This window comes from Rubritalea tangerina (genome assembly GCF_042683245.1).
Classification (GTDB): domain Bacteria; phylum Verrucomicrobiota; class Verrucomicrobiia; order Verrucomicrobiales; family Akkermansiaceae; genus Rubritalea; species Rubritalea tangerina.
Map to the genome: position 1 here is coordinate 107,518 of NZ_JBHUJB010000028.1, position 23,847 is coordinate 131,364.

A 23,847-nucleotide genomic window follows, 5' to 3' on the forward strand; every position below is an offset into this window, starting at 1 on the left:
GGCTTCCACTCAACCACAATACCACACTGATGAAAAGACTCACACTCCCTCTCACTACCTTCGCCATTTTCACCAGCCCCATCGTATCACACGCTGCCTCTATCAGTGTCAACTTCGCTGTCAGCGCCACCGTCGACAACCAAGTCGTCGATCCTGGTGAAACCGCCCTCGTCGGTATCTCAGCCGCTGAATCCGTCGATGGCTCAAACTGGAATAATGTCTCCTTGCGCCTCGCAGGAAATGCTGGTGATCCAGGCACCTTCAGAACCAACACCCAAGGGGGGGCAAGTATCAGCCTCATCGATTCCTCAGGTGCAAACGCAGGTGTCAATCTCACCTCCACCGGCACCTTCTATACTAACTACGCGAACGTCAGCTCCCCAAGCCAAGGTGCGACCGGCGATGGTGGTCTCCTCCAAGGTTTCCTCAACCTCAATGACTCAGAATCAATCACGCTAACGGGACTCTCATCCTGGGCCCCCAGTGGCTACAAAGTAATAGCCGTCTTCGATATCGGCAGCCAAAGCCGAACATACAGTCTCTCTATGCAAGACGGCACGTCTACTGAGACCTACTGGACAAACGACACCTCTGCTGACAGTGACCTCGACAATGATGGATCTATCTCTTGGTTAGAAACAACCGCTACCACCCAAGCCTCCGCTACCACAGATGCGAACTATGCCACCTTCGGCACCTTCTCCGGCGATACTCTTACCATTTCCGGCTCCAATGTCGGCGGGCGCGCAACACTCAGTGGCTTTCAAATCGTCGCCATTCCAGAACCTTCATCGACCACCCTCGTGGGACTTGCGGCGCTAGCCCTCATTCTGCGTCGCAGAAAATAATCGACCACCCCAATCCCACCTCACCCAAAAAGTGAGAGAGCCACATTGGCTGCAGGGATGGGCATGCCCTCCCCATAACCACGGTAACACCAATGAGCAAAAGTTTCTGGTAGTATTTTCGAGCTGATTTTGCCGTTTCTCAAGGAATGAGAAAGAAGTGGTGCGTGCACCATGACTGACGAATGACGCAGAGAAACGGCAAAAGCAGCCGAAACTCCTAAACGATGGCGTAGCCCAATCCATAACCTAACAATCATAAATACTACCAGAAAATTTTGTGAGTTGGTATAACCTCTCTCACTCAAAGGATACTACATCTCTGACTCTCCACCAAGCGGGGTGGCCTCCTCCTTGCTACCTACTCACCCCGCTCTACCCTCTCAAGAAACGTGAAAACCTACTTCTTCCTTCTCGCCCTCCTTCCCGCCTCCACGCTCGCAAAGTCGATCAATATCAACCTCTACAATAATGCCGGCTCTGCGTCGAATAACCAAGTGACCGACAATGCTCTTGCTGGCGATGTCCCTATCAGCGCCGAGCACTGGAATAACATAGGCTTTAACAATGGCAATGTCGCCGGGGCTGCAGTCCAACGCAACCTCCCCGTAAAAGACGACGCCGGCACCCCCAATGCCGCAACCTTCATCTCATCACTCAATTCAGGCTACGTCGGATACTCCGGCGCTAGCCAAGGCGCTGGATCCGTAGGTAGCCGCGCTATCATGAATTCCTACCTCGCATTCAAACCCTCCGATGGCGGTAACCTCCAAGTCAGCGGACTCGACTCCAGCTTCACCGCCCCAGCTTATAAAGTCTACGTCTACTTCGATACCGACTCCGCAGATCGCTCACACACTCTCACACTCACACCTAACAATGCTGCCGCCATCTCAAAATACGGAGATGATTCAGGTACTTACTCAGGCACCTTTGTCCCCACCTCAGGGGCCGGCAACTATGCCAACCTCGCCGTTTTTGAAAACCTCCAAGCCACAAGCTTTACCTTAAATGTCGACTCCAGCGTCGGACGTGCAGCTGTCAATGCCATCCAGATTGTCACTAACAACCACGTATTCCCCCCCACGATCACCTCCTTCTCTGCCAACGACTACTACACTCCCCCTAGCTCTCCTATCACCCTCACTTGGAATGCCTCCGAGGCCGACTCACTCACCATTAGCCCATCGATTGGCGATGTCACCGCTCACACATCCAATGGCTCTGGATCCCTCACTATCAATCCCACTGCCACCACCGCCTACACACTCACTGCCACTAACAGTGGTGGAAGTAGCTCCAAAACTCTAAGAGTGGGTGTTGGACCTGCAAAACCTAATATCCTCTTCTTCCTCGTCGACGATATGGGCTGGCAGGATACCTCCGTCCCTTTCCACTACGACTCTGATGGAAACCCACTCCCAACGACCAATCAAACCAACAAAATAAGAATCACTCCTAACATGGAGACCTTGGCCCATAATGGTATGAAGTTCACCTCTGCCTATGCGTGCTCGGTCTGCTCTCCCACACGTGTCTCCATCATGACCGGAATGAATGCCACCCGCCACCGAGTCACCACCTGGACACACCCAAGCACCCCACAAGACACCGGAAGTAATAATGTCGCCCACCTCAAGTCCCCCAGTACCTGGCACAAGGCCGGCATGCAACCCACCGACATCGCCCTGCCCAAATTACTCCAAGACGTCGGCTACCGTACCATCCATGCGGGCAAAGCACACTTCGGCACCAATAGTTCCTTCGCCGGGAACCCTCAAGCCATCGGCTTCGATGTCAACATCGCCGGTCATGGCGCAGGTGGACCAGGCTCTTATTACGGAACCAATAACTATGGCTCTGGTATCTGGCACGTCCCAGGGCTCGAGCAATACCACGGCACTGACACCTTCCTAACAGAGGCTCTCACCCTCGAGATGAATAAAGCAATCGAACAATCTGTCTCCGATGGCGTCCCCTTCTTTGCCTACATGTCTCACTACGCCGTCCACCTCCCTTGGCAAGCCGATAGCCGATTCACCGCAAACTACCCCACCCTCACTGGTAATGCCCTCGCCTACGCCACTCTTATCGAGGGCATGGATAAATCACTCGGTGACATTCTCACTAAGCTCGACCAACTCGGTGTCGCTGAAGACACCATCGTCATCTTCTACTCAGATAATGGAAGTGATGCTTCCAACCCCGTCCTCCGCGGTAAAAAAGGCCAATACTGGGAAGGGGGCATCCGCGTCCCACTCCTCGTCTCCTGGGCGAAACTCAAAGCCGACAACCCATTCCAATCACAACTCACGATCCCAGCCGCCAGCCGAGAAGAGGATATCGTAAGCTGTGAAGATATGTTCGCCACCGTCGCTAGCCTCGCGGGTGCCAACTATTCCCACCCCATCGACGGCCATGACCTCACCCCCTACCTCCGCGCCACCCCAGGCACCCACCGACCACAAGAGTTTATCCAACACTTCCCACATGGCCATAACCACGACCACTTCGCACTCATGCGTAAAGGAAATTGGAAAATTATCCACCAGTACAGCAACGGCTCCACCGCACTCTACAATCTCGAAGATGATCTCTCTGAGTCTAACAACCTCGCATCAAGCCAACCAGAGCGCCTCATGAGTATGGTCCGCTACCTCCGCCAACAGCTCGATGCCATGGATGCCCAATACTCGGTGAATAAAAATACAGACCAGTCCGTCCCCCTTGCCCTACCGAACCTCCCAGACGTGGATTTAGACCAAGATGGCATCCCAGACCTTAACGAAGACAGCAATCAAAATGGCGCTGTCGACCCAGGTGAAACTAACCCCACCAATAACGATAGTGATGGCGATAGTACCTCAGACGGTGACGAACACCGCCTCGGTATCGACCCACTCGACCCTAGCAGTAGCTTCCAACTTACCCCCCAATCCACCAATGATGGTAAACTCAGCCTCTCCTGGCCTTCTTCTCCAAACACTGAGTTCCTCCTGAAAGAAAGTAGTAACCTCATCGATTGGACCCCCGTCAACACCATCCTCGCGGCCTCCGGCACCAGTACCAGCATCATCCTTCCTTCTCCGCCTACCTCCCAAAAATTCTACTGCGTAGAACTCCAGCCCGCCCCCTAATCCCCCACACACCTCCCCCCAAAAAACCTCCCAAAATTCTCCCGATCTCGTTTTTTTAGAAAAAAATTGGTAACGTTTCCATTGGCTCGATTGGTAATAAGCGAGTAATGGAAAACCAGCCCGAATCACTACAGAACTTCGTTCAGTTGATGACACAGCACCAAGGTGCCGTGCGGGCCTTTATTGTCTCCTTGATGCCCGGCCGCCCAGAGGTCAACGATGTCCTCCAAGAAACCAACCTCACCCTCTGGCGCAAACGCGATACCTTCCAAGAAGGCACCAACTTTATCGCATGGGCTTTCACCATCGCACGCTACGAAGTCATGCGCCAGCGCAGTAAAGACAAGCGCGATCATCGACTCCAATTCTCAGATTCACTCCTCGACGCCCTCAGCGCCCCCCCTGAACCAGACTCCCATGAGTCCCCTAAACTCCTCGCCCTCGAACGCTGCCTCTCCAAACTCTCCACCATCGAACGCGAAATCATCCGCCACCGATACACCGCAGGAAAAAGCATCGAAAACCTCTCCCAACACCTAGCAAAGTCCCCAGGGTCACTCCGCATCGCCCTCTTCAGAGTCCGCGCTTCTCTCAAAAAATGCATCGAGAAAAACTTGCTGAAAGGAGACCTCGCATGACCAAGCTCGAACTCGAAAATCTCATCCAAGGCGCTCTCGATGGATCTCTGTCACAAGAAGAATTCGAGTTGCTGGAACACACACTTCTCAACGACCCTCAAGCTCTTGACACCTACAAACGCTGGGCCTGGATCAGTAGCTCACTTGACGTACAACACAGCCACCAACTCCCAGGGTCTGCAGTGCCCATCGAAAAAGTGGTGGCACTCCAAAAAAAACGAAGCCTGCACATTGCTCTCGTTGCCGCAGCAGCCATCGTACTCCTCTCACTCGTCAGTCTGAAACTTTTCTTCGTCACGCCCCACCCCTCCAACACCCTCGTCTTCCAAAGCTCTCCTAACACCCAGTTCGAGCTCACTCACAGCCCAAAACACACCGACGAATCTAACCCACAAACTCTCCACCCAGGCTCTAGCCTCTCAATCGAACAAGGCTCCGTTGAACTCCAATTCAGCAATGGAGTCCGCTCCATCATCCTAGCTCCAGCCCAACTCACCCTCACCAACTACCAACAACTCCACCTCAAACAAGGCTCAGCCTGGTTCGATGTCCCACCCCAAGCCGTCGGCTTCACTGTCACTACCAAGGAACTCGAAATCATCGACCTCGGCACCCAGTTCGGTGTCCATTCCACCCTCTCTGGCTTCGACGAAGTCCACGTATTCAAAGGCTCAGTCCAAGCACGTAGCCTCCGCCTTAAAGAACAAAAACTCACCCTCACCGCTGGCCAATCACGTAGCCTCAATACCCTCGGTGCTCTCGTCGATATCCCCAACCAACCCGAAGCCTACCTAACACAATTACCTAACAATTTACCAAATCTACATTGGTCCTTTGATGATGACTACCAGTCCTCGGGTTCACACCCTGATGCGGCTCTCACGCATACCGACCCCATGCCCACCGCCCGCCCGCCACAACGCTCCAAAAATGGAGTCCTAGGTCATGCACTCGCCCTCAATGGCAAACAACAATTCCTCCTCAGCGACTGGAAAGGCTTCTCCGGCGACCGCTCACGCTCCGCAAGCTTCTGGATCAAAGTCAAAAAACCTCACAATGATCCCTACCACAGAGGTATCCTAGGCTGGGGTGACCCCAATATTAAATCCGCCAAATGGACCATCGTCACACACCCTAATGCCGACGGGTCCTCACAAAAAATCTCCCTCACCATCGGTAGTAAAAAATTCACCGCCTCCACTCCCATTGCCTATGACCATTGGCAACATGTCGCCGTCGTCTATGTCGGCGCCCAACAATCGGGAACCAATCACGGCTACACAAAAATCTATATCAATGGCCAAGAGTCCAAAGTTCAAGGTGCCCCCGGCTCAGTCGTCCAACCCATCAATACCCGCCAACAAACCCGCAGTGCACATACTTTCCGCATCGGACAAGCAATCCGCGGCCGCTCCGAGGACGACCTCACTCGCTACTTCCGTGGCCTACTCGACGAAGTCTACATCTTTGATGGCAGCCTCACTGATTCCCAAATCAAAGAGCTCGCCAAGCCCCCCTTCCTTCCAAATCGGAAGAAGCACTAAAGAAACAAAACATATGAACACAACAAATATCCTTAGCTTAGCGCTCATAGGTATGACTTGTTCCTCCATCCAGGCAGCTACTGTCATCTATGACTTCGCTGTAACTGGAGGGGGTGGAAGTAATAATAATACCGAAGGCGGTGGCTCCCCACCTGTCGGTAACGTCCTCGTTGCCGAAGACGCTGTCGGTGCCACCTCTGTCACCATCGACGGACTCCAAATCAGCCTCACCGCAACCTCACCAGACAGCTCCCAAAACTTTGGCGCAAACACTCAAGGCTGGGGCGTCGTCTCAGGCAGTGAGTCACTCGACACCACAACGCGTCGCCTCAACGATGGTGAATCCATCCAGTTTAGCTTCGACCAAGCTGTAACTCTCGACTCCATTCGCATGGGGAGCTTCACAAATGGAGAAACGATTACCATCGCTTTCGTCTCAGGTGTCAACCCCTTCGACTCAGGCTCATCCATCTCAATCAATGGGGCCAATGGTGGAGCGACAGGCCCTTCAGTAGACCTCGCGGTCACCGGACTCGGCACTGTCCAAGCTGGTACCATCCTCTCTATCAGCACAAGTGGTGGAGACGGAAGCCTGCTCAACAGCCTCAATGTTTCCACAATCTCAGCGGTACCTGAACCTAGCACCGTCACACTCCTCGGACTCGGTGGCATCTCCATCTTGTTGCGCCGCCAGCGCCGCTAAAAATACACTTCTTTAATCAAAAAAGGCACTTGGCAACCTTCTCAGCCAAGTGCCTTTTTTCTGCTTATACCGTGCCTTTCGCGCCCCTACTCAAACACGATATAAGAAACGTTCTCCGCATACTTCCGACGCTCAGAATCAGCCACTTGGTCCTCATCAGCTAGCATCGTCACACTGGACCCACTAACAGCTGGATCACCTAACAGAACAGCCCATGAGCCATCATTTGCATTCTGACCAGTTTGACTCAGCACGCCTCCGCTGGCATTACTCAGACCACTAAACGCGTAGCTATAGCCACTACTGCTATTGTCTGGCCCCCTCACACTGCGACCACCTACTGCAGCCACATACTGCACACCATTGAGCGTGCCACTTCCTGATTCGATAACAATATACCCAATGGTCTCATCGGCTCGCACCTGGTTTGGGTCGCCAGCCACGCTTTTGGTGATGTTGAGTCCGTTGGCATCCGCTATGGCTCCAGCACTCGCCCCATAGCTCAAGAAAGTACTCCAACCAGTGTCGTTGTAACTCATCACCTGCCCCAGTACCACCGGAGTTGTGTAGCTGTTCACATAACTGCGACTCTCTGCTACCCAACTGTCCTTTCCGGCTGTCACAGAGGAAGCAAACCGAACTGCCTCCATCTGCACCCCATCATCAGCCAGCGTGTACACTCCCTCCTCGACGGCAAAAATAGCAACATTACAGTGCGTCTCACTAGTCTGAGTATCTGCTCTATCCAACTTTATTTCAAAGCTGCTGCCGCTCACATTGCGGATTCTCGTAACTACCGGGCTCTGAGTAGAGTCTGCATAACTCGGCGTCGCCACAATCACTGCTGAGTTGTAGTTCTTCCCTAAGTCAACGGTCGTCCAAGTCACACTAGAAACATTACTCACGACCGTACGCACCATCTTCGGAGATGTGTCAGCCTCTGTCGTGAAGCTCCCAACACTCCCCCAACTTGTTCCTGAGCTATTGCTCGCCGAGACGCTGAAATAATAATCAGTCCCCTCATCTAGCCCATCCACAGCCTCTGAATAACTACCAACAGACTTAGCCCCAAGCACCAGACTGTGGTCCCAGTTGGCTACTACCTGGCCACCATCTTGTTCCCCATAATACAAGGTCACTACCGGCACCTCACCACCATCGTCACTCACACTATAATGAAGGTCAGCTCCAGTCATACTCACCATGCTCGCACTCTGAGTCGACACCACTGGGTTCGCAATTTCTAACACATCTATAATTGTCACTTGAACAACCGCCGTGTCACTGAGTTCACCATCACTAACCTGTACAGTTAGTGTGTAACTTGCCAGTGATTCATAATCCAAACCTGAGGCAGTAGTGACTACCCCATTTTGATCAATGCTAAAGGCTCCTCCTGCATTGCCTGAGACAATGCTGAAACTCAAAACCGATCCAGCATCGACATCACTAGCAACCACAGTGGCAACCACCGTTCCCAGAGCGACATCTTCAGCCACACTTCCACTGACATCGCTCACTACAGGAGACTCATTCACATCCCCTACGTCCACGCTTACAATGGCGCTGTCACTCAGAGACCCATCACTAACCTCCACTGTAAGCTGATAACTCGTAAGTGTTTCGTAATCCAAATCACTCGTAGTCACGATCACGCCGCTACTATCAATCGAAAAGGCACCACCTGTGTTTCCGGATACAAGCGCGAAGCTTAAGACACTGTCAGCATCAACATCACTTGCACTCACACTAGCCACGGTGCTGCCAATACTGATATTCTCAGCCACACTTACATCAACTCCCGTAACTTCAGGAGCTTCATTCACATTACTCACCGATACCGTAACCGTAGCGGTGTCCGTGAGACCACCTGCATCACTCACCTGAATCCCAAGAACATGCTCAGATTGAGTTTCATAATCGAGCTCAGAAGCAAGGGTGATAACACCACTCGTTGGATGCACAGCAAAGCTTCCACCACTCATCAAACTATAGGTCAAGACCTCAGAGGCATCCTCATCGTCCGCCTGAACTTGCATGACGACCGCTCCAACTAATGCATCCTCTGCCAATCCAGACGCTCCGTCTGCTAGGCTGGGAGCTTCGTTAACATCGCTGACGGTCACCACAACCAAGGCACTATCACTCAGCTCTCCATCGCTCACTTCTACGGTGAGGTTGTAGCTGTCAATCGCCTCATAATCTAATGCCTGAGACGTCGTGATTGAACCATTGGCATCCACTGCAAAAACGTTGCCGTCATTGCCTGCGGTAATGCTGAAGCTTAAACTCGCCCCCGCATCCACATCACTCGCCTGAACAGTTACAACAGTTGAACCAATACTGAAGTCCTCCGACACTGCCACACTCGTATTCTCAGCCACTGGTGACTCATTGAGATCACCAACCATAACGGTAATATCAGCGCTGTCATTCATCCCTGATGCGTCTCCTAATTCAACCCTCAGAACATGCTCACTTGCTGACTCATAATCTAGGGCCACCGCTGTGCGAAGCTGACCATTTGCATCTAGGGTGAAGGCCCCTCCTGCATCATCAACTAACTCCCATTCTAACCCACCTGTGCTCTGCGCGGGAGTGAGCGCAGCTACCACTTCTCCCGCAGCCACATTCTCATTCATCACATAACTAGCATCCTCTAAGACGGGTGCTAATAGCGGCTCATCTCTAAGTGCCAAAGTCGATCCTACAACAGTGAATAGCGCTGGGAAACTTCCAGCATTGCTGCCGTCCACACGCAAACGACCCGCTGACCACAACCCTTCGTAATAACCACTATCAGATCCAGTTACAGTCAATTGAGACATGCCTCCTGACTCAAAGTCAATGTAGGGCCCCGCAACGTTGATCGCAATCGCGTTAGTCTGCACACTTCCAGATTGCCCCATGACTAAGAACGCATAATCCTGTGGATCAGAACTCACACTAAAGCTCCCAATCTCTACATCCCCACCGTCCACTACGATCTGCGCACGGCCGTCACCATCATTCTGGTACTCAATGTGGTCGTTGCTTGAATCAGTTTCTAACAAACTACCTTCTCCCACTCTAATCACAGTCGTTCCAGAAATTCTAAGCACGCGATTTCCCGTGCCGTCATTGCTCAAGCTGCCCCCCTGAAGATCGATATCACAATCCGTAAACTCCGGAATAAAATTCTGATTTCGAAGTAAGGTCCCACCAGTTACTAACAGCTGGTATCCATTGAGAATATTACCACCAGCTGATGTGCTTCCTGTCCCAGGATTGGCGAAATCTTCACCTTTCCACCAAGTCGCATCACCAGTGATCAACCCCACTCCCGATGTCGGAAGCCCACCACTCCAGTTGGCCGGGTCAGCAATATTCCCAAGAGTAGCTCCCGCATCCGTGAACACGTTGGGATCCGATCCATCTGAAGGGTCAAAACCATAGGTTTGCTCCAACGCATTACTCACACCATCACCATCTGCATCGCCACCCGCATTCTGACTGCTCGTACCTCCAAAGTACGCAAGCTCCCATGCGTCATCAAGGCCATCGCCATCGGAGTCATCCATCGGCACATCAGTCACATTGACCCTCACCGTTGCTTCTGAACTCTTCGCTGAATCCGCGTCATCGCTCACTCGTACCACAAAACTATACTCAGAACTCTCCTCGAAATCCAAGCTACCACTCACAACAACATCTCCAGCTGCGTCCACTGCAAATACTGCAGCTCCACCTAAAATGGCATAGCTTAAGCCATCCCCATCTGGATCAGTCGCCCCAAGATTGCCAACCACACTGCCAATCTCTGCATCCTCAGCCACAGCAAATGTCGCATCCGTTACCACCGGTGCCTCATTAACTTCTAACACTTCTATTGATAAAGTCGCTTGGCTCACACCTCCATTTCCGTCGTCAATTCTAACGACCCAGTTAGACACACCAACATCACTGGATGCTGGCACTCCTGACACCTCTCCTGAACTTGAAACCACAAGCCAGTCAGGGCCACTCACCTTGCTAAACGCTAATGCCTGCCCTTCCGCATCCGTCACCATCGAACCAATACTTCCAGAATAGGCTAGCCCCTCACTCGCCGCCTCTAAAGTAATGGGATCTACCAACCATGTTGGAGCCGTGTTCGCAATGCTCCCAGGTTGATAAACTAATGAAATTTCTGTGCTGCTAGTCTGCTCAACACTCCACGTCCCCGCAACCCCTCCTAACGTAGAGTTAGTATCAAACTCTACCCGAAAATTTGCAGAACTAAACCCAACAATACTATCAGCCTCAATGATCACAAAGCTCTGCGCTAGCGTTGCATCAAATCCCAAGCTGTAGAGATCAGCCCCTGAATCTGACACCAAAAGCGCAATGTCTACTACTTCGTCAGCGGGCTCACTCACGGGATTGCCATTCTTTAGCCACTTGTCGCTCGGAACCACACCAGCAAGGTCTAAACCACCACTGACCTTAATCACATCCCACCCAAGTGGTAGACCGTCACCATCCACACCTGCGCGACCATTGCCAAACTGCCATGCATAGTGAGCTAGGTTGTCCACAAACATCCCTCCTGTATAATCCTGCCTTCCCACTTCACCATACGCCCCAGGTGACACACTCGACTCAGAGCGCAACACAACTTGAGTCGCAATCTCTCCCGTACCACATAAGTGCCCATAAAACCCATTGAAATCAAATGACTCACTCATTCCCGTACGCGTCATGTGCGGGGGCCTAATATCTACCTGAAGAGGGCTCGTCCCATTGTATTCAAAGGTCGAATAGGGTCCAACATCTATCGTGTCTGCCTGTAAACTTCCTCCCTCGTGCACCGTCACATGCGTCCCGTACATCGATGAAAAAATACCATTCACATAGTCGGGGTCATCACTCTCTCCCTGCAGGTCGATCGACCCAAAAATATTCACAGCTCCTCCATGCTTACAAATGATACTCCCCCTACCTGCAATATCTCCGCGTAATTCATACGAACCTCCACGTCCTAAATCCATAAACCAATGCTCCCGATGCATATTCACATCGTCTTCATCATTCATGTCATAATGGGTAGATGGCTGATCCCCTGTGAGTATCATCACACTGTCTGACAATGACGTGTCTCCATTGATCGCAAACATGCCAGTCCCTAACTTGAAATAGCCATGGAATTGGTAACCAATACTACTATCTCCCATCCGATGTAAGGTCAGGTTCTCAATGCTCGCCTCTCCCGCGCCACTATCCGCCCAAAGGGCACTACACCCTTCCATCACAACATCTCCCATCGCAATCGCTGCATGCAACTTCAGCTCTGCCCCCCTCCGCACCATCGCAGAGGCATCCTCTCCAAATGCAGCACTCGAAGTCCCTACTAAGGTTCCCTGCTCGACTTCAACATGGCTCCCACCTATCGTGTTCGCCCCGCCCAAGGCAACCTCACCGTGCCCCGTCTTATTCAAACTACCCGCTGTCGTGAGAGCACTAGCAATCACACTCTCACTGTGCGGCAACGCATGCAACTGCCCCGCAGCCAAATCAATCCCTCCTCCAGTAATGTGGTAGTCGCCCTCAAATCGTGCGCCCTCCATTCCTAGACTACCTGTTAGTGTGAGCTGCGCCAGTGACTCGTTCGCTGAAAACACTCCCATCTTGCCGCCCAACCCAGAGGTGAAATTACCACTGCCTACTGCAGCGTCACCATCCACACTCAATGCCGCCATAGTACTGTAATCATTACTTCCTGAACCACTCGTGATAGACACTGTCCAACCCACTACCTGACTCAAATCCTCAAAACGATGACGCACCAAATCTAAATTTGCATCCCCTGTGAAAGCATAATCAATCGCACTGTCATACGCCTCAACTGTCACACGGTACTCGCCACTCGCTATGTTGAGCTGGCTCACATCAAGTTGCTCTTGGCCACGCTGGTCAACGATCTCACTTCCATTGATAAACCATCTAATCAATATCGTGTCAGTACTCGCTACTAACACTTCAACCGTAGCTGGGTCCACCAAGGTCTGGTCGTTTGGAGTATGGCTGTCAATAGGGTCAAAAGCCTTATAATAATCGTGAATGATGTTATCATTCCGGTTCTCCGTATGGTTCCCGTTGTCCTTATTGAGGTCCATATACGCCATCCGGTAATCTTTATCAATCGCCCCAGAGCGAGCTAAACCAATCACTCCTGCATAGGTTTCAGGCATCTCTCTCCCCTTCCCTGCATAACCATGCCATTCCCCCCACAAACCACCCGTCGGTCCAAAGGTGGCATTCCGAGTTAATCCCACTCCCTCCCCATCAATGTGTTTGGTCCCATTCAGCAACCTCGCCTTGTTGCCGTGACCAAGTTTGTGGTGCGCGTGCGTCCCCTCATGAACCCAGGCCCATGCTGTCCCGCTCGCAGCTACATATGGCGTACTGGTTATTTTAGAATTTGCCCACAAACCTCCAGCTCCAGCTCCCGCAACACCCCAATTGTGATCGCCAATACCCCAAACATCCGGCGTCCTCGCTTTCACTACAGAGTGCAAAGACTTGTGCTTACTGTGGTAATACACCGGCCAATCCACACGAATACTGTCGAGCTTCCACAACTTCATGAACGGCGCATAACGTGCATAAGTATGCTCAATCAACGGATTGTTCACCACCTGACCCTCAGCCTCCGATGAGCGGTCCACCCCACGCAGCATCATGTCTGCCGCCGCCTGAATCCGGTAATTGTAGTCCGCAACAAAATCCTCCATGTTCGTCGTCACCGTCGCCCCATTGCCTTCCTTGTAGTGTGAAATATAGAAGTGATCGAGTCTGTTAGTCGACGGCCCACTGCCTTCAACCAAAACGTAGTTCACTTCGGATGATCGACTGTCGTATAACGCCTGAGCATCACTGTCTTCTAAATAATCCCACACAATGGGAGTTTGAGCATAAGTCACGCTTCCGAGTGCCATACTCGTGACGATGGATAGGTTTGTTTTTTTCATTGGTATTTTTTCGGGTTGCAGATGCTCAGCACCTATTGCCTTCGGCGCACCCCATAGGTAACGCCTACTAGCACAAGCAATGATCCTGCAGCGAATAACCAGAGACCTGACTTGGGTTTTACGTCCTCTGGTGACACCGCTGCCACTCTCAATGCTGCGTTCACGCCAGCTTCGCTATCTAGCTCGCTAGCCATCTCTTCAGTGCCTCTATCAGCACTCCAAGAAAATACACTCGACTCAAGACTCAGCCTAAACCTCTCCCGCTCATCACCCGCCTCAAAAAATACATCAACCTGCCCTGATTGCCTCGGGATCAATCCCCACTTCACTTCAACATCTTTAACCTCACCATCGCAAGAATACAACATCACCACCTTGGCCACTCGTCTCTCCTCTTCATCTAGCGGGTGATCTAAATACCCCTGCCCCCACTCAGAACCAATCTCCATATACTCCGTGATCTTCGGTCTCTCCTCTTCACCATTAAGCTTCACAGGACAATTCATCTCAAATGAACGCTCAATCGCTGCGTAATCCTCTACTCCTACCTCACCACCAAACTTCCTCTTTAAGGCATACACCTGTGAAAAATGCACCTCAGCCTCACACAACAGCCCAGCGTCAATCACCGTGAATTGCACCTTCATCAAATCATCTGGAGGATGCCCACCAGCTGATTCCGTGAACCACGACAGCGCGCAAACTAACACCACAATCAACTGACGCCAGCGTGCCTTCTGTCCCCGCTCCTTATGGACTCTTGTCTTCATTGTGTACTACCGATCGCAAGCCGGTCCCCCGACTCGCTATGCACCACTCAAATAAGTTGTGCATGTTAACATATGTCATTCGCTTCAAGATCGTTAACAACTTCCTAAAAGAAAAAGTGAAACAATCGTTCGCTTCTCACGTCTCCCCCTACCACACCTCCCTAACTACAAAAAGGCACTTGGCAGTATTCTCAGCCAAGTGCCTTTTCTTTCTTTATAACGTGCCTTTCGCCCCCCTACTCAAACACGATATAAGAAACATTCTCCGCATACTTCCGACGCTCAGAATCTTTCATTTGATCCTCATCAGCAAGCATCGTGATTGTGTTAGCAGTCACTGCCGGGTCTCCTAACAACACGGCCCATGAACCATCATTGGCGCTCTGACCAGTTTGACACACCACTGCAGCGGAGGGATTACTCAGTCCACTGAAGGTGTAGCTGTAGCCATTACTACTATTGTCCGGACCCCGCACCGTGCGTGCACCCACGCCAGCCACGTAGTTAACCCCATTGAGTGAGCCCCCCCCTGACTCGATCACGATGTAACCAATTTGCTCATCCGCGCGCGTCTGAGAACTATCATCCCCTACACACTTGGTGATATGTAAACTACTCGCATCTGCAATAGCGGTAGCACTCGCTCCATAGCTCAAGAAAACACTCCAGCCACTATCGTTGTAGCTCATGACCTGCCCCAAGACCACCGGCGTGGTGTAGCTATTCTGATAAGCCCGACTTTCAGCCAACCAGTTAGAGGAAGCCGCAGTCACCGTCGACGTAAACTTCACAGCTTCCATCTGAATGCCATCACCTGCAAGTGTGTAGACTCCTTCTTCCACCGCGATGATAGATACATCGCAGGTCGTTTCAGTCGTCAAGTTGTCTGCTCTATCAAGCTTCAACTCAAAGCTATTACCACTCACATTGCGAATACGTGTCACTACCGGGCTCTGAGTAGAGTCCGCATAAATTGGCGTCGCTACTATCACTGCCGAGTTGTAGTTCTTTCCAAGATCTACTGTCGTCCATGTCGCGCTTGAAACATCACTCACTGTAGTGCGAACCATCTTGGGTGAGGTGTCAGCTTCAGTAGAGAAACTTCCTGTACTTCCCCAGGTCTTGCCGGCCGAGTTCGTCGCTGCTACAGTGAAGTAATAAGAGGTCCCCTCTTCGAGTCCACTGATGCTCTCTGTGTAGCTACCTACCGAGCGAATTCCTAACACAAGACTATGTTCCCAATTCGCCAAAGTCTGTCCCCCATCAGTTTCACCATAATAGAGTGTCACACTTGGAGCTTCATCACCTTCATCACTCACTGTGTAGGCTAAATCTGCTTCAGTCATCGTGAGGTTCGTTGCTGAACCTGTTGCGATCACCGGCTCAGTAACCTCAAGCACGTCTGTCACATTCACGAACACCTGCGCAGTGTCACTCAATGCACCGTCACTGACCTCAACCGTCAGGCCGTAACTTGCCGTAGTTTCGTAATCGAGCCCGCTCGCGGTCGTGATCTCGCCATTGCTCGCGATGCTAAATGCTCCACCCACATTTCCTGACACAATGCTATAACTGAGGCTTGTCCCGTCATCAACATCGGTGCCAACCACACTCGCCACTAGCGTGCCAACAGTCGCATCCTCTGCCACGCTGCCACTCGTATCATTCGCCACTGGTGCTTCATTCACATTGCTCACATTCACGAACACCTGCGCAGTGTCACTCAATACACCGTCGCTGACCTCAACCGTCAGATTGTAGCTTGCCGTGGTTTCGTAATCGAGCCCGCTCGCAGTCGTGATCTCGCCATTGCTTGCGATGCTAAAGGCTCCACCCACATTTCCTGACACAATGCTGTAACTGAGGCTTGTACCGGCATCAACATCGGTGCCAACCACACTCGCCACTAGCGTGCCAGTAGTCGCATCCTCTGCCACGCTGTCACTCGTATCGCTAGCCACTGGTGCTTCATTCACATTCGTAATAAACACAGTCACTGTTGCGCTACCACTCAAACTCGACGCATCAGAAACCTGAGCTACAAGGCTGTAGACAGACTGACTCTCATAATCAAATTCAGATGCACTCGTCACCCGACCATTCGCGTCAATGCTGAACTGACCACCTGCATCATCAAGCAACTCCCATACCAGGTCTCCAGTACTGTTGCTTGGTGATAAAATTCCTACCTCAGTGCCTGCTTCTGAATTTTCTAACATGTAAAATTCAGCCACATCTAACACAGGAGCGCTCAGTGGTGTTCCCCTCAGAGTCAAGGTCTCACCATTGACCTCGAAGTATGCTGCAAAAGCCACTTCATTGGTGCCATCTAACTTGAGCACTCCGCTGTCCCAGAGCGATTGATAGTACACAGCGTCAGCCCCCGCTACAGTGAGCGACCCTCCTGTCCCAGTCTCAAAATCGATGTAACCCTCATCAAGCTGAATGCCACTACCCAACAGGCTAACACTACCGTCTCCCTGACCAAAGGTGACTGCAGCACCTCCTGCATAGCCAGATGCATCTGTAATGTTACCTCCAACTAAACTACCCCCCTCCATGACAATTTGACCATTATCAAACATCTCAAAAGCTCTGTCATTCCAGAGCACCAAGCTCCCAGACTGTAGCGTTAACGACGAACTCCCCTTGAGGCGCAGCACTCGGTGCGTGTTCCCCGCTGCACTGCTGGCAGTGTAGTCAAGCACCCCACCCGCGATCACAATGTCTGTGTCACCAAGCCATTGATAGATCGCATTTTCATTACGCGTAATCGTTCCGCTCTCAATGAGAAGATCAAAATCTGTGAGGCTCGAGTTTAGCGTCCCGTCATTGCCAACTAACCCCGCCTCCTCAGCACTCGGCAGCACACCATTCGTCCAGTTCGCGGGGTCATTCAAACTCCCTGCGATAAACTCGTTGACTTCCAATACGTCCGTCACATTGACTGTAACTACCGCCGTATCACTCAGTCCACCCGCGTCCGTCACACTCACACCCAATACATGCTGGGTGCTAGTTTCATAGTCGAGTGCAGTCGTCGTCGTGATTTCACCTGTTGCCCCATCAATACTAAATCCACTGCCACTCACGATCGAATAAGTCATGCTATCGCCTGCATCGATGTCGCTACCTGAGAGCGTCACCACACTTGTCCCGACCAATGCGTCTTCTGCTAAGCTAACTGAGGCGTCAGCTAACACAGGGGCCTCATTCACATTAAGTATGTCAATCGTTACTGTCGCAGTAGCACTAAGTCCACCTTCGTCACTGACACGTACAGTAAGAACCTGCTGCGTTGTTGACTCGTAGTCAAACATCACACTTGAGCGTACCTCCCCACTGCCGCTGTCCACAATAAACCCGCTGCCACTCTCTAAAGTGTAGCTAAATGCGCTATCCACATCAGGATCATTCGCAACCAGCGTCAGCACCACAGCTCCTGCTCCTACATTTTCCTGAATCGAACCACTAACGTTAGCTAAAGTCGGTGCTTCGTTAACATTGCTGACATCCACTAACACTGTTGCTGAGTCACTAAGACCACCACTATCAGTCGCCACCACTGTGAGTGTGTACTGGCTCGCTCCCTCATAATCGAGTGCTTTAGTTGTCTGAACCGAACCATTAGAATCTACGCTAAATGCTCCCTCTTCATTGCCTGCCGTAATACTGAAACTATGCGAATCATTAGCGTCAGGGTCACTGACCAAGACTGTTGCCACTGCCTGATTCACGGCTCCATTCTCAGCAATCACACCACTCGCATCGCTCGCAACTGGTGCCTCGTTAACATCGGTGACATTGATAATCACTGCCGCAGTGTCACTCAGTGTCGAATCATCTGTTAGCGCCACGATAATCGTATGGCTCTCAGCGGTTTCATAATCCAATGCTCCTGTGTGCCTCACCTCTCCACTCGCAGAATCTATACTGAATAATCCACCAGCATCATCATTCAGCGCCCACTGCAAGCTACCTGTGCTGCTACTTGCAGCCATTGTTCCCAGAACTCCTCCCACTGCTGTATTCTCTGACACCACCAATGTCCTGTCATCTAACACAGGTGCAGGAATCACCTCTTTCAATGATAAACTCGATCCAATCACATCAAATTGATCACTGAAATTTCCTGAGTTCACACCATCAACTCGCAACTGCCCAGCATCCCATAATGCTTGGAATGTCGCACTACTCGCCCCATTCATCGTTAGCGTTCCCTCCGTGCCACTCACAAAGTTCACGTATGGCCCAACCACATTGATAGTAATAGTATCAATCAACGCACTCCCGCCTCCCTCTGCAAATTCCAAAAACGCATACGCTTCTGCTGCAGAACTCACCGACAATGTACCCACATCCAAGGTCCCCCCATCCAATACGATACGAGCCTTGCCCACACCATCATTCTGAAATTCGATCTTGTCTTGAGTCGAGTCCACCTCAAACAAACTACCCTCACCCACAGTGATGATAGTATCACCAGACATCCTGAACACGCGGTTACCTTCCCCGTCAGAACTCAAATTACCTCCGCGTAACTCAATGATACAATCCGTCCACTCAGGAATAAAATTAGCTTCACGTATCAATGTGCCATCCGTGATCACCAAATGATAATCATTCAGAATATTCCCTCCAGAAGATGTACTTCCTGTCCCCGGATTTGCCACATCCTCGCCTCTCCACCACTTAGTATCTACACTAATATAACCAACCCCAGCCACAGGCACCACTCCCGCCGACCAATTGGCTGGGTCACATATGTTGCCATCAGTCGCCCCTGCATTCACAAATCGGTTCGGGTAACTCGCATCCACTGGATCAGTTCCTAATTCCCATTCTTCAGCATTCGTAAACCCATCATTATCCACATCTGCCGCACCATCATAGAGCGCAGTCCCACCAAAGTTGGCTAACTCCCAACCGTCATCTAATCCATCAGTGTCTGAGTCGTCATCAGCTACGTCTGTGATATTGACCACCAATGTCGTCTCGTATCTCACTCCATCACCATCAAGCGCTAACACATTAGCCTGAATCACTGGAGCACTCTGCTCATAGTCATACCTAACCAATGCCGTTAGCTCCCCCGTCGCCTCATTGATAGATACACTCCCCACTGGAGTCACATCGCTTATCTCCCACACCAAATCACCAGACACTAGATCCGTCGTCAGCTGACCAAAAACCTCTCCCACTTCCGTATTTTCCGCCAAACTTATCACATATTCAGGTAACTCAACCACATCACTCACCTGAACAATCAGCGCAGCACTCGCTGCTAAACCACTCTGGTCACGAACTTCAAATGTCAAACGATGCTCAGCGAGTACATCATAATCCAGCGGCTTATCTAAGCTCACCACACCTGTGGCCGCATCCACAGAGAAATAGCCACCTAGATTCCCAATCTTGATCTCATATTCAAGCACATCCCCCTCATTCATATCCACTGCCAATAGCTGACCAACTTCACTGCCAACTGCCAGATTTTCTGCCACCTCTAACACTGTCTCCATCGCCATCGGACGCATGTTGCTTGTGTCAATATTAGCGTACTCACTAGCATTCCTAAACCAACTTGATCCACGCCCATACTCAGCCCCCTCAGGACCATAGAAAGCAACTTCCCTGAAATCTCCACTCTGCTCAAATACTATCCGGAATTGGTCAGATACCGTGGATACAATAGCCATTAAGTTTGTACCATCATCCTCCCTGATAACCTTCCACTCCCCGTCTACCAACGCCTCAATCCTCCTCCTCTTGCGATCACCCGCAATGAATACCTCTGAAATCTCTCTTGCTTGATCAAATGTGAATGTAAAAATGTCACCGCTGGATACAGCCAAAGCTACATCCACCGCTTCATCACCTAACACACTTAAATCACCAGGACCAGATACTCCTGTAATAGTCGCCTTCCTCGCTGAACTCTCAATCTCTTCCCAACTTTGCAGATTCGCTGCCCATTCATTCCCCAACGCAACACGAGCTCTGTAACGCCCACCTCTGACCATACATTGGTTGTTCTGGTGCCTGTAAAACTCAGTCCCCAAAATATAACCATTATCAAGCACAAGTCGGTTCGCATACGCCCACCCCGAGTAATCATGCAAAGTCCCACACTCAATCTCAAATGAATTCAGGATGTTGTTAGGGTAACGGTCGTCATATATCGGATACGTCACATCAATCTCATAAGCCACTGGTGTCGAACCTATCGTGTAGCTCACCTTAATAGTAAATGTGTGCCCGTCAGTAAATTCATATGCCGACATATCAAAGACCATCCCATACGGACCGTCCACACTCATAACCAACGGATCAGCCATAGCCACCCCACCGTCACTTACCTCCACTTCCAAATTCCCCACATCGAAACCTCCAATCAAAAATCTTGGCTCAAGCTCCAATGCCGTACCCTCAAATTTTGACCCAATACCAAACCCAAATAAGAGTTCCACTATCTGCCCCCTACTACCTCCCTCTGGGTCTCCAGGCATGCCTAGAATCTCTGCAGCAACTGCCTCCACCTTCCCCTCATGCCAATCCCTAATAGAATCTAAAAACTCCTCTCCTGGCACAGGCGTGATACCGCGCAACTCAGCAATCGCCGCCTCAAATCCTGATGGTGCCATCTCACCTAATACCTCGTCAGCTAACGACCATGACCTAAACACATGGTTGTAATACTCTCGTTCCTCCATTGTTAGATCCGCAGTCTCCCGCGTAGGCGAATACGTCTCAGCCATGCCTGTCATCGCCAAGTTGTGTTTGTGCGCATTCAACATCAATAAATACGATGCCGTCGTCCAAAACGGATAACCCACAGCTCCATCTCCTCCGTGAAACTCAGTAGCGTAGTTGTTCTTACCTACCAAACCAAGATGATCTGGCATAATCGTGAAACGCCAACGATAGTAATTCATCATATCAATGAAATTCTGATCATCCGCAATCGCCACTCCCAAGGCCCCAAACATGAAATGCATGGTCTGTGTCGCATGCCCATCTTGCTCAGAGCCAAACTTCGGATAGGCAAACCTCGCATCACACGCATCCACATAGGCCTTATTCCCGCCTCGAACCTTCGCAGCAACGTAGTGCGGCACCGCCATACACCCATGGCCATGGTCCTTCGCGTCGTCAAAATACTTCGGCTTACTACGCCCATAGCCAGGCGTACCCGTCCGTGCTAACTCACGCACTCGTGCCATCATCTGGTCCAAGATATCCTGCCCCTCAGCACTCAAAACTCCCGCCTCATCCATAACTGCCATCCCCATCGAAATAACAGCTCCGCCTCCAACCCAGCCAGAACCACCATAACCAGGACGCTCTTTGTGACCAGCTGTGTAATCAGCCTGGATATACCTCCGGCAACGACGATATTGACGCTGCAATCCAGGTAACACTTCCGGATCCCTCGTCCTCAAATAATACTCAGCAAGAAAACTCAACTGGATCCCATTAGTATAACTCCAGTTCTCCCTACCCTGGCCAGTTGGTGCAGCCACATACATCGCAGCTTTCTTAATATGCTCAGCGTATTGAGGGTCATTCTCAGCCATCAATGCCAAACCACAAATCGAGGTGTGAAACGCAGGCAGCGAATAGCCAACTACCCAATGCCATGATCCATCGTCTTCCTGATGGCTGGCCAATCGGTGCGCCATCATCTTACGCATGTTCTCAGCCTTCTCACCATTCGGATCGTAATTCTCACCAAAAGATCCCACCGCGTCCAATGGCACATCGACCTCCTGATAATACGCCTGAAGTGACGCTGGTAGCTGCGCCTTACTTAAAAACTCCACGGCAAACTCCGCACTCCCCGAGGCCGTCACCCCACCACTTAACTTCCAATTGCCAGCATAGGGAACCTCCGCAATATAGCCAAAATAATCATACCACTTCCCAATCATCACCTCGTATTCCATCAAATCAACCACGTCCCCATTGTCCAAGTTCGTCAAAATCATCGGGGTCCCCGAGCTCTTCAAACTCGAACCACTTAACTTCTTGATCCGAAATCCACCAGCACCACTCACATCATAATCAATCAACACCTCTTCATTCGCTGCACTTATCGTGTGCCTCCCTTGCTCACTCAGTTGACGCACTCCACTCAATGGCTGCTCAACATAACCCTCAGGTAAACGCAACAAACCAACTTTCACCGTGCCATTCGATTGCGCATCATCAATCAAATTGCCCACATGCGGCTGAAATTGCCATGTCCCAGTCCGTTCATACTCACCATTCGCAAAACTTAATGGCCCCGCCTCAAAGAACTCCCCATCCAAGCTAACAATATAATCATTCGCCTCTATCAATCCTGCACTCGGGCTGTCCGTGTGAATGTTGCGCACCTCAATCACGTTGAACAATAAGCCAAATTCATCCCTTAAAAACTCCGGCTGATGAGCCTCAAACCCCGTCCACCCCTGATTGCCTGTTCTGTCGTGAAACCACGATGTGAACCCTAAAGGACCCACTGTCACAAACCATCCCTCGGCACACTCCAAGCTCTCTTCTTTATGATAAGAATTCCACGGCGCCGGGTTGTCACTCTTCCAACTCGATAAATCGCGCTCCTGACCACGTACCGACAACTTCCAAGATTCAAGATCAAAGCTCGATTGCGCGGACACTGAAATCCACGGGCTCATTGTTACTGCCACTGCAGCTAACAGACTCTTTGTTTGCATAGTTTTTAGGGTTTTGGTTTTTTGGGATTTTTGAAAAAATTAGCGTGGAATCTAGCATTTCAACACGCGCCAGGAGAAAGAGAATGAGAGCCCAATGACCTTAACCATTAGGCTCTCACCCTTTACCGTGATGCACACCCTCCCCCGATGATTGCGCATCACTGTGATTCTAAAAATCTGGCTAGTACTTACTAAAACTCGAAGCAGGTCTAAAGAAACTGCCACACCAAACCACCCACCATCCAATCTCAACCCTCTTAGAGAGCGCTCGCCCGCCATCACTGGATCAGTGTGACTCCACGCCAAGCCCAGAGCACCCACTTCGTGAATCCCTGAACCCAGCACCATATGGGTATTTGTCTGCATTGTGTACTACCGATTGTCGATGGATAATCCATCAACCACGTTGGCGTATATCGTAAATAAACCAACGCATGTTAATGTATGAAATAAGCTCCAAATTCATTAACAATATCCACAAATTTTATTACAAATTTGCCCAAA

General features: G+C 50.9%; 8 protein-coding genes. 5 read left to right on the plus strand and 3 right to left on the minus strand.

All coding sequences use genetic code 11. The features are described 5' to 3' along the window. The first annotated feature begins 29 nt into the window (after positions 1-29). The 5 genes from ACFSW8_RS06685 to ACFSW8_RS06705 all read left to right on the plus strand — a co-directional run bounded on the left by ACFSW8_RS06685 (position 30) and on the right by ACFSW8_RS06705 (position 6,867). A complete protein-coding gene (locus tag ACFSW8_RS06685; protein WP_377177784.1) occupies positions 30-848 on the plus strand; it encodes a PEP-CTERM sorting domain-containing protein in 819 nt (272 codons plus the stop codon). A gap of 389 nt (positions 849-1,237) precedes the next feature. Then, entirely contained in the window at positions 1,238-3,982 is a 2,745-nt protein-coding gene (locus tag ACFSW8_RS06690; protein WP_377086719.1) for a sulfatase, read from the plus strand. A gap of 107 nt (positions 3,983-4,089) precedes the next feature. Beyond that, the gene (locus tag ACFSW8_RS06695) at positions 4,090-4,620 is read left to right on the plus strand and encodes a sigma-70 family RNA polymerase sigma factor (RefSeq protein ID WP_377086721.1); all 531 of its coding nucleotides are present in this window, start codon (positions 4,090-4,092) and stop codon (positions 4,618-4,620) included. Beyond that, a complete protein-coding gene (locus tag ACFSW8_RS06700) occupies positions 4,617-6,164 on the plus strand; it encodes a LamG-like jellyroll fold domain-containing protein (RefSeq protein WP_377177786.1) in 1,548 nt (515 codons plus the stop codon). The genes ACFSW8_RS06695 and ACFSW8_RS06700 overlap by 4 nt, the downstream gene beginning before the upstream one ends. Positions 6,165-6,177: 13 nt before the next feature. Then, entirely contained in the window at positions 6,178-6,867 is a 690-nt protein-coding gene (locus ACFSW8_RS06705) for a PEP-CTERM sorting domain-containing protein (RefSeq protein WP_377177788.1), read from the plus strand. 86 nt (positions 6,868-6,953) lie between these two features. Here the strand turns inward: ACFSW8_RS06705 and ACFSW8_RS06710 are convergent, their stop codons facing one another. From ACFSW8_RS06710 to ACFSW8_RS06720, 3 genes are all read right to left on the minus strand, one after another. After that, positions 6,954-13,856, minus strand: a complete 6,903-nt coding sequence (locus tag ACFSW8_RS06710; protein ID WP_377086724.1) for a cadherin domain-containing protein — start codon at positions 13,854-13,856, stop codon at positions 6,954-6,956. 32 nt (positions 13,857-13,888) lie between these two features. Further along, a complete protein-coding gene (locus ACFSW8_RS06715; RefSeq protein ID WP_377086726.1) occupies positions 13,889-14,626 on the minus strand; it encodes a hypothetical protein in 738 nt (245 codons plus the stop codon). A gap of 236 nt (positions 14,627-14,862) precedes the next feature. Then, positions 14,863-23,343, minus strand: a complete 8,481-nt coding sequence (locus ACFSW8_RS06720; protein ID WP_377086728.1) for a cadherin domain-containing protein — start codon at positions 23,341-23,343, stop codon at positions 14,863-14,865. Between the last annotated feature and the right edge of the window lie 504 nt (positions 23,344-23,847).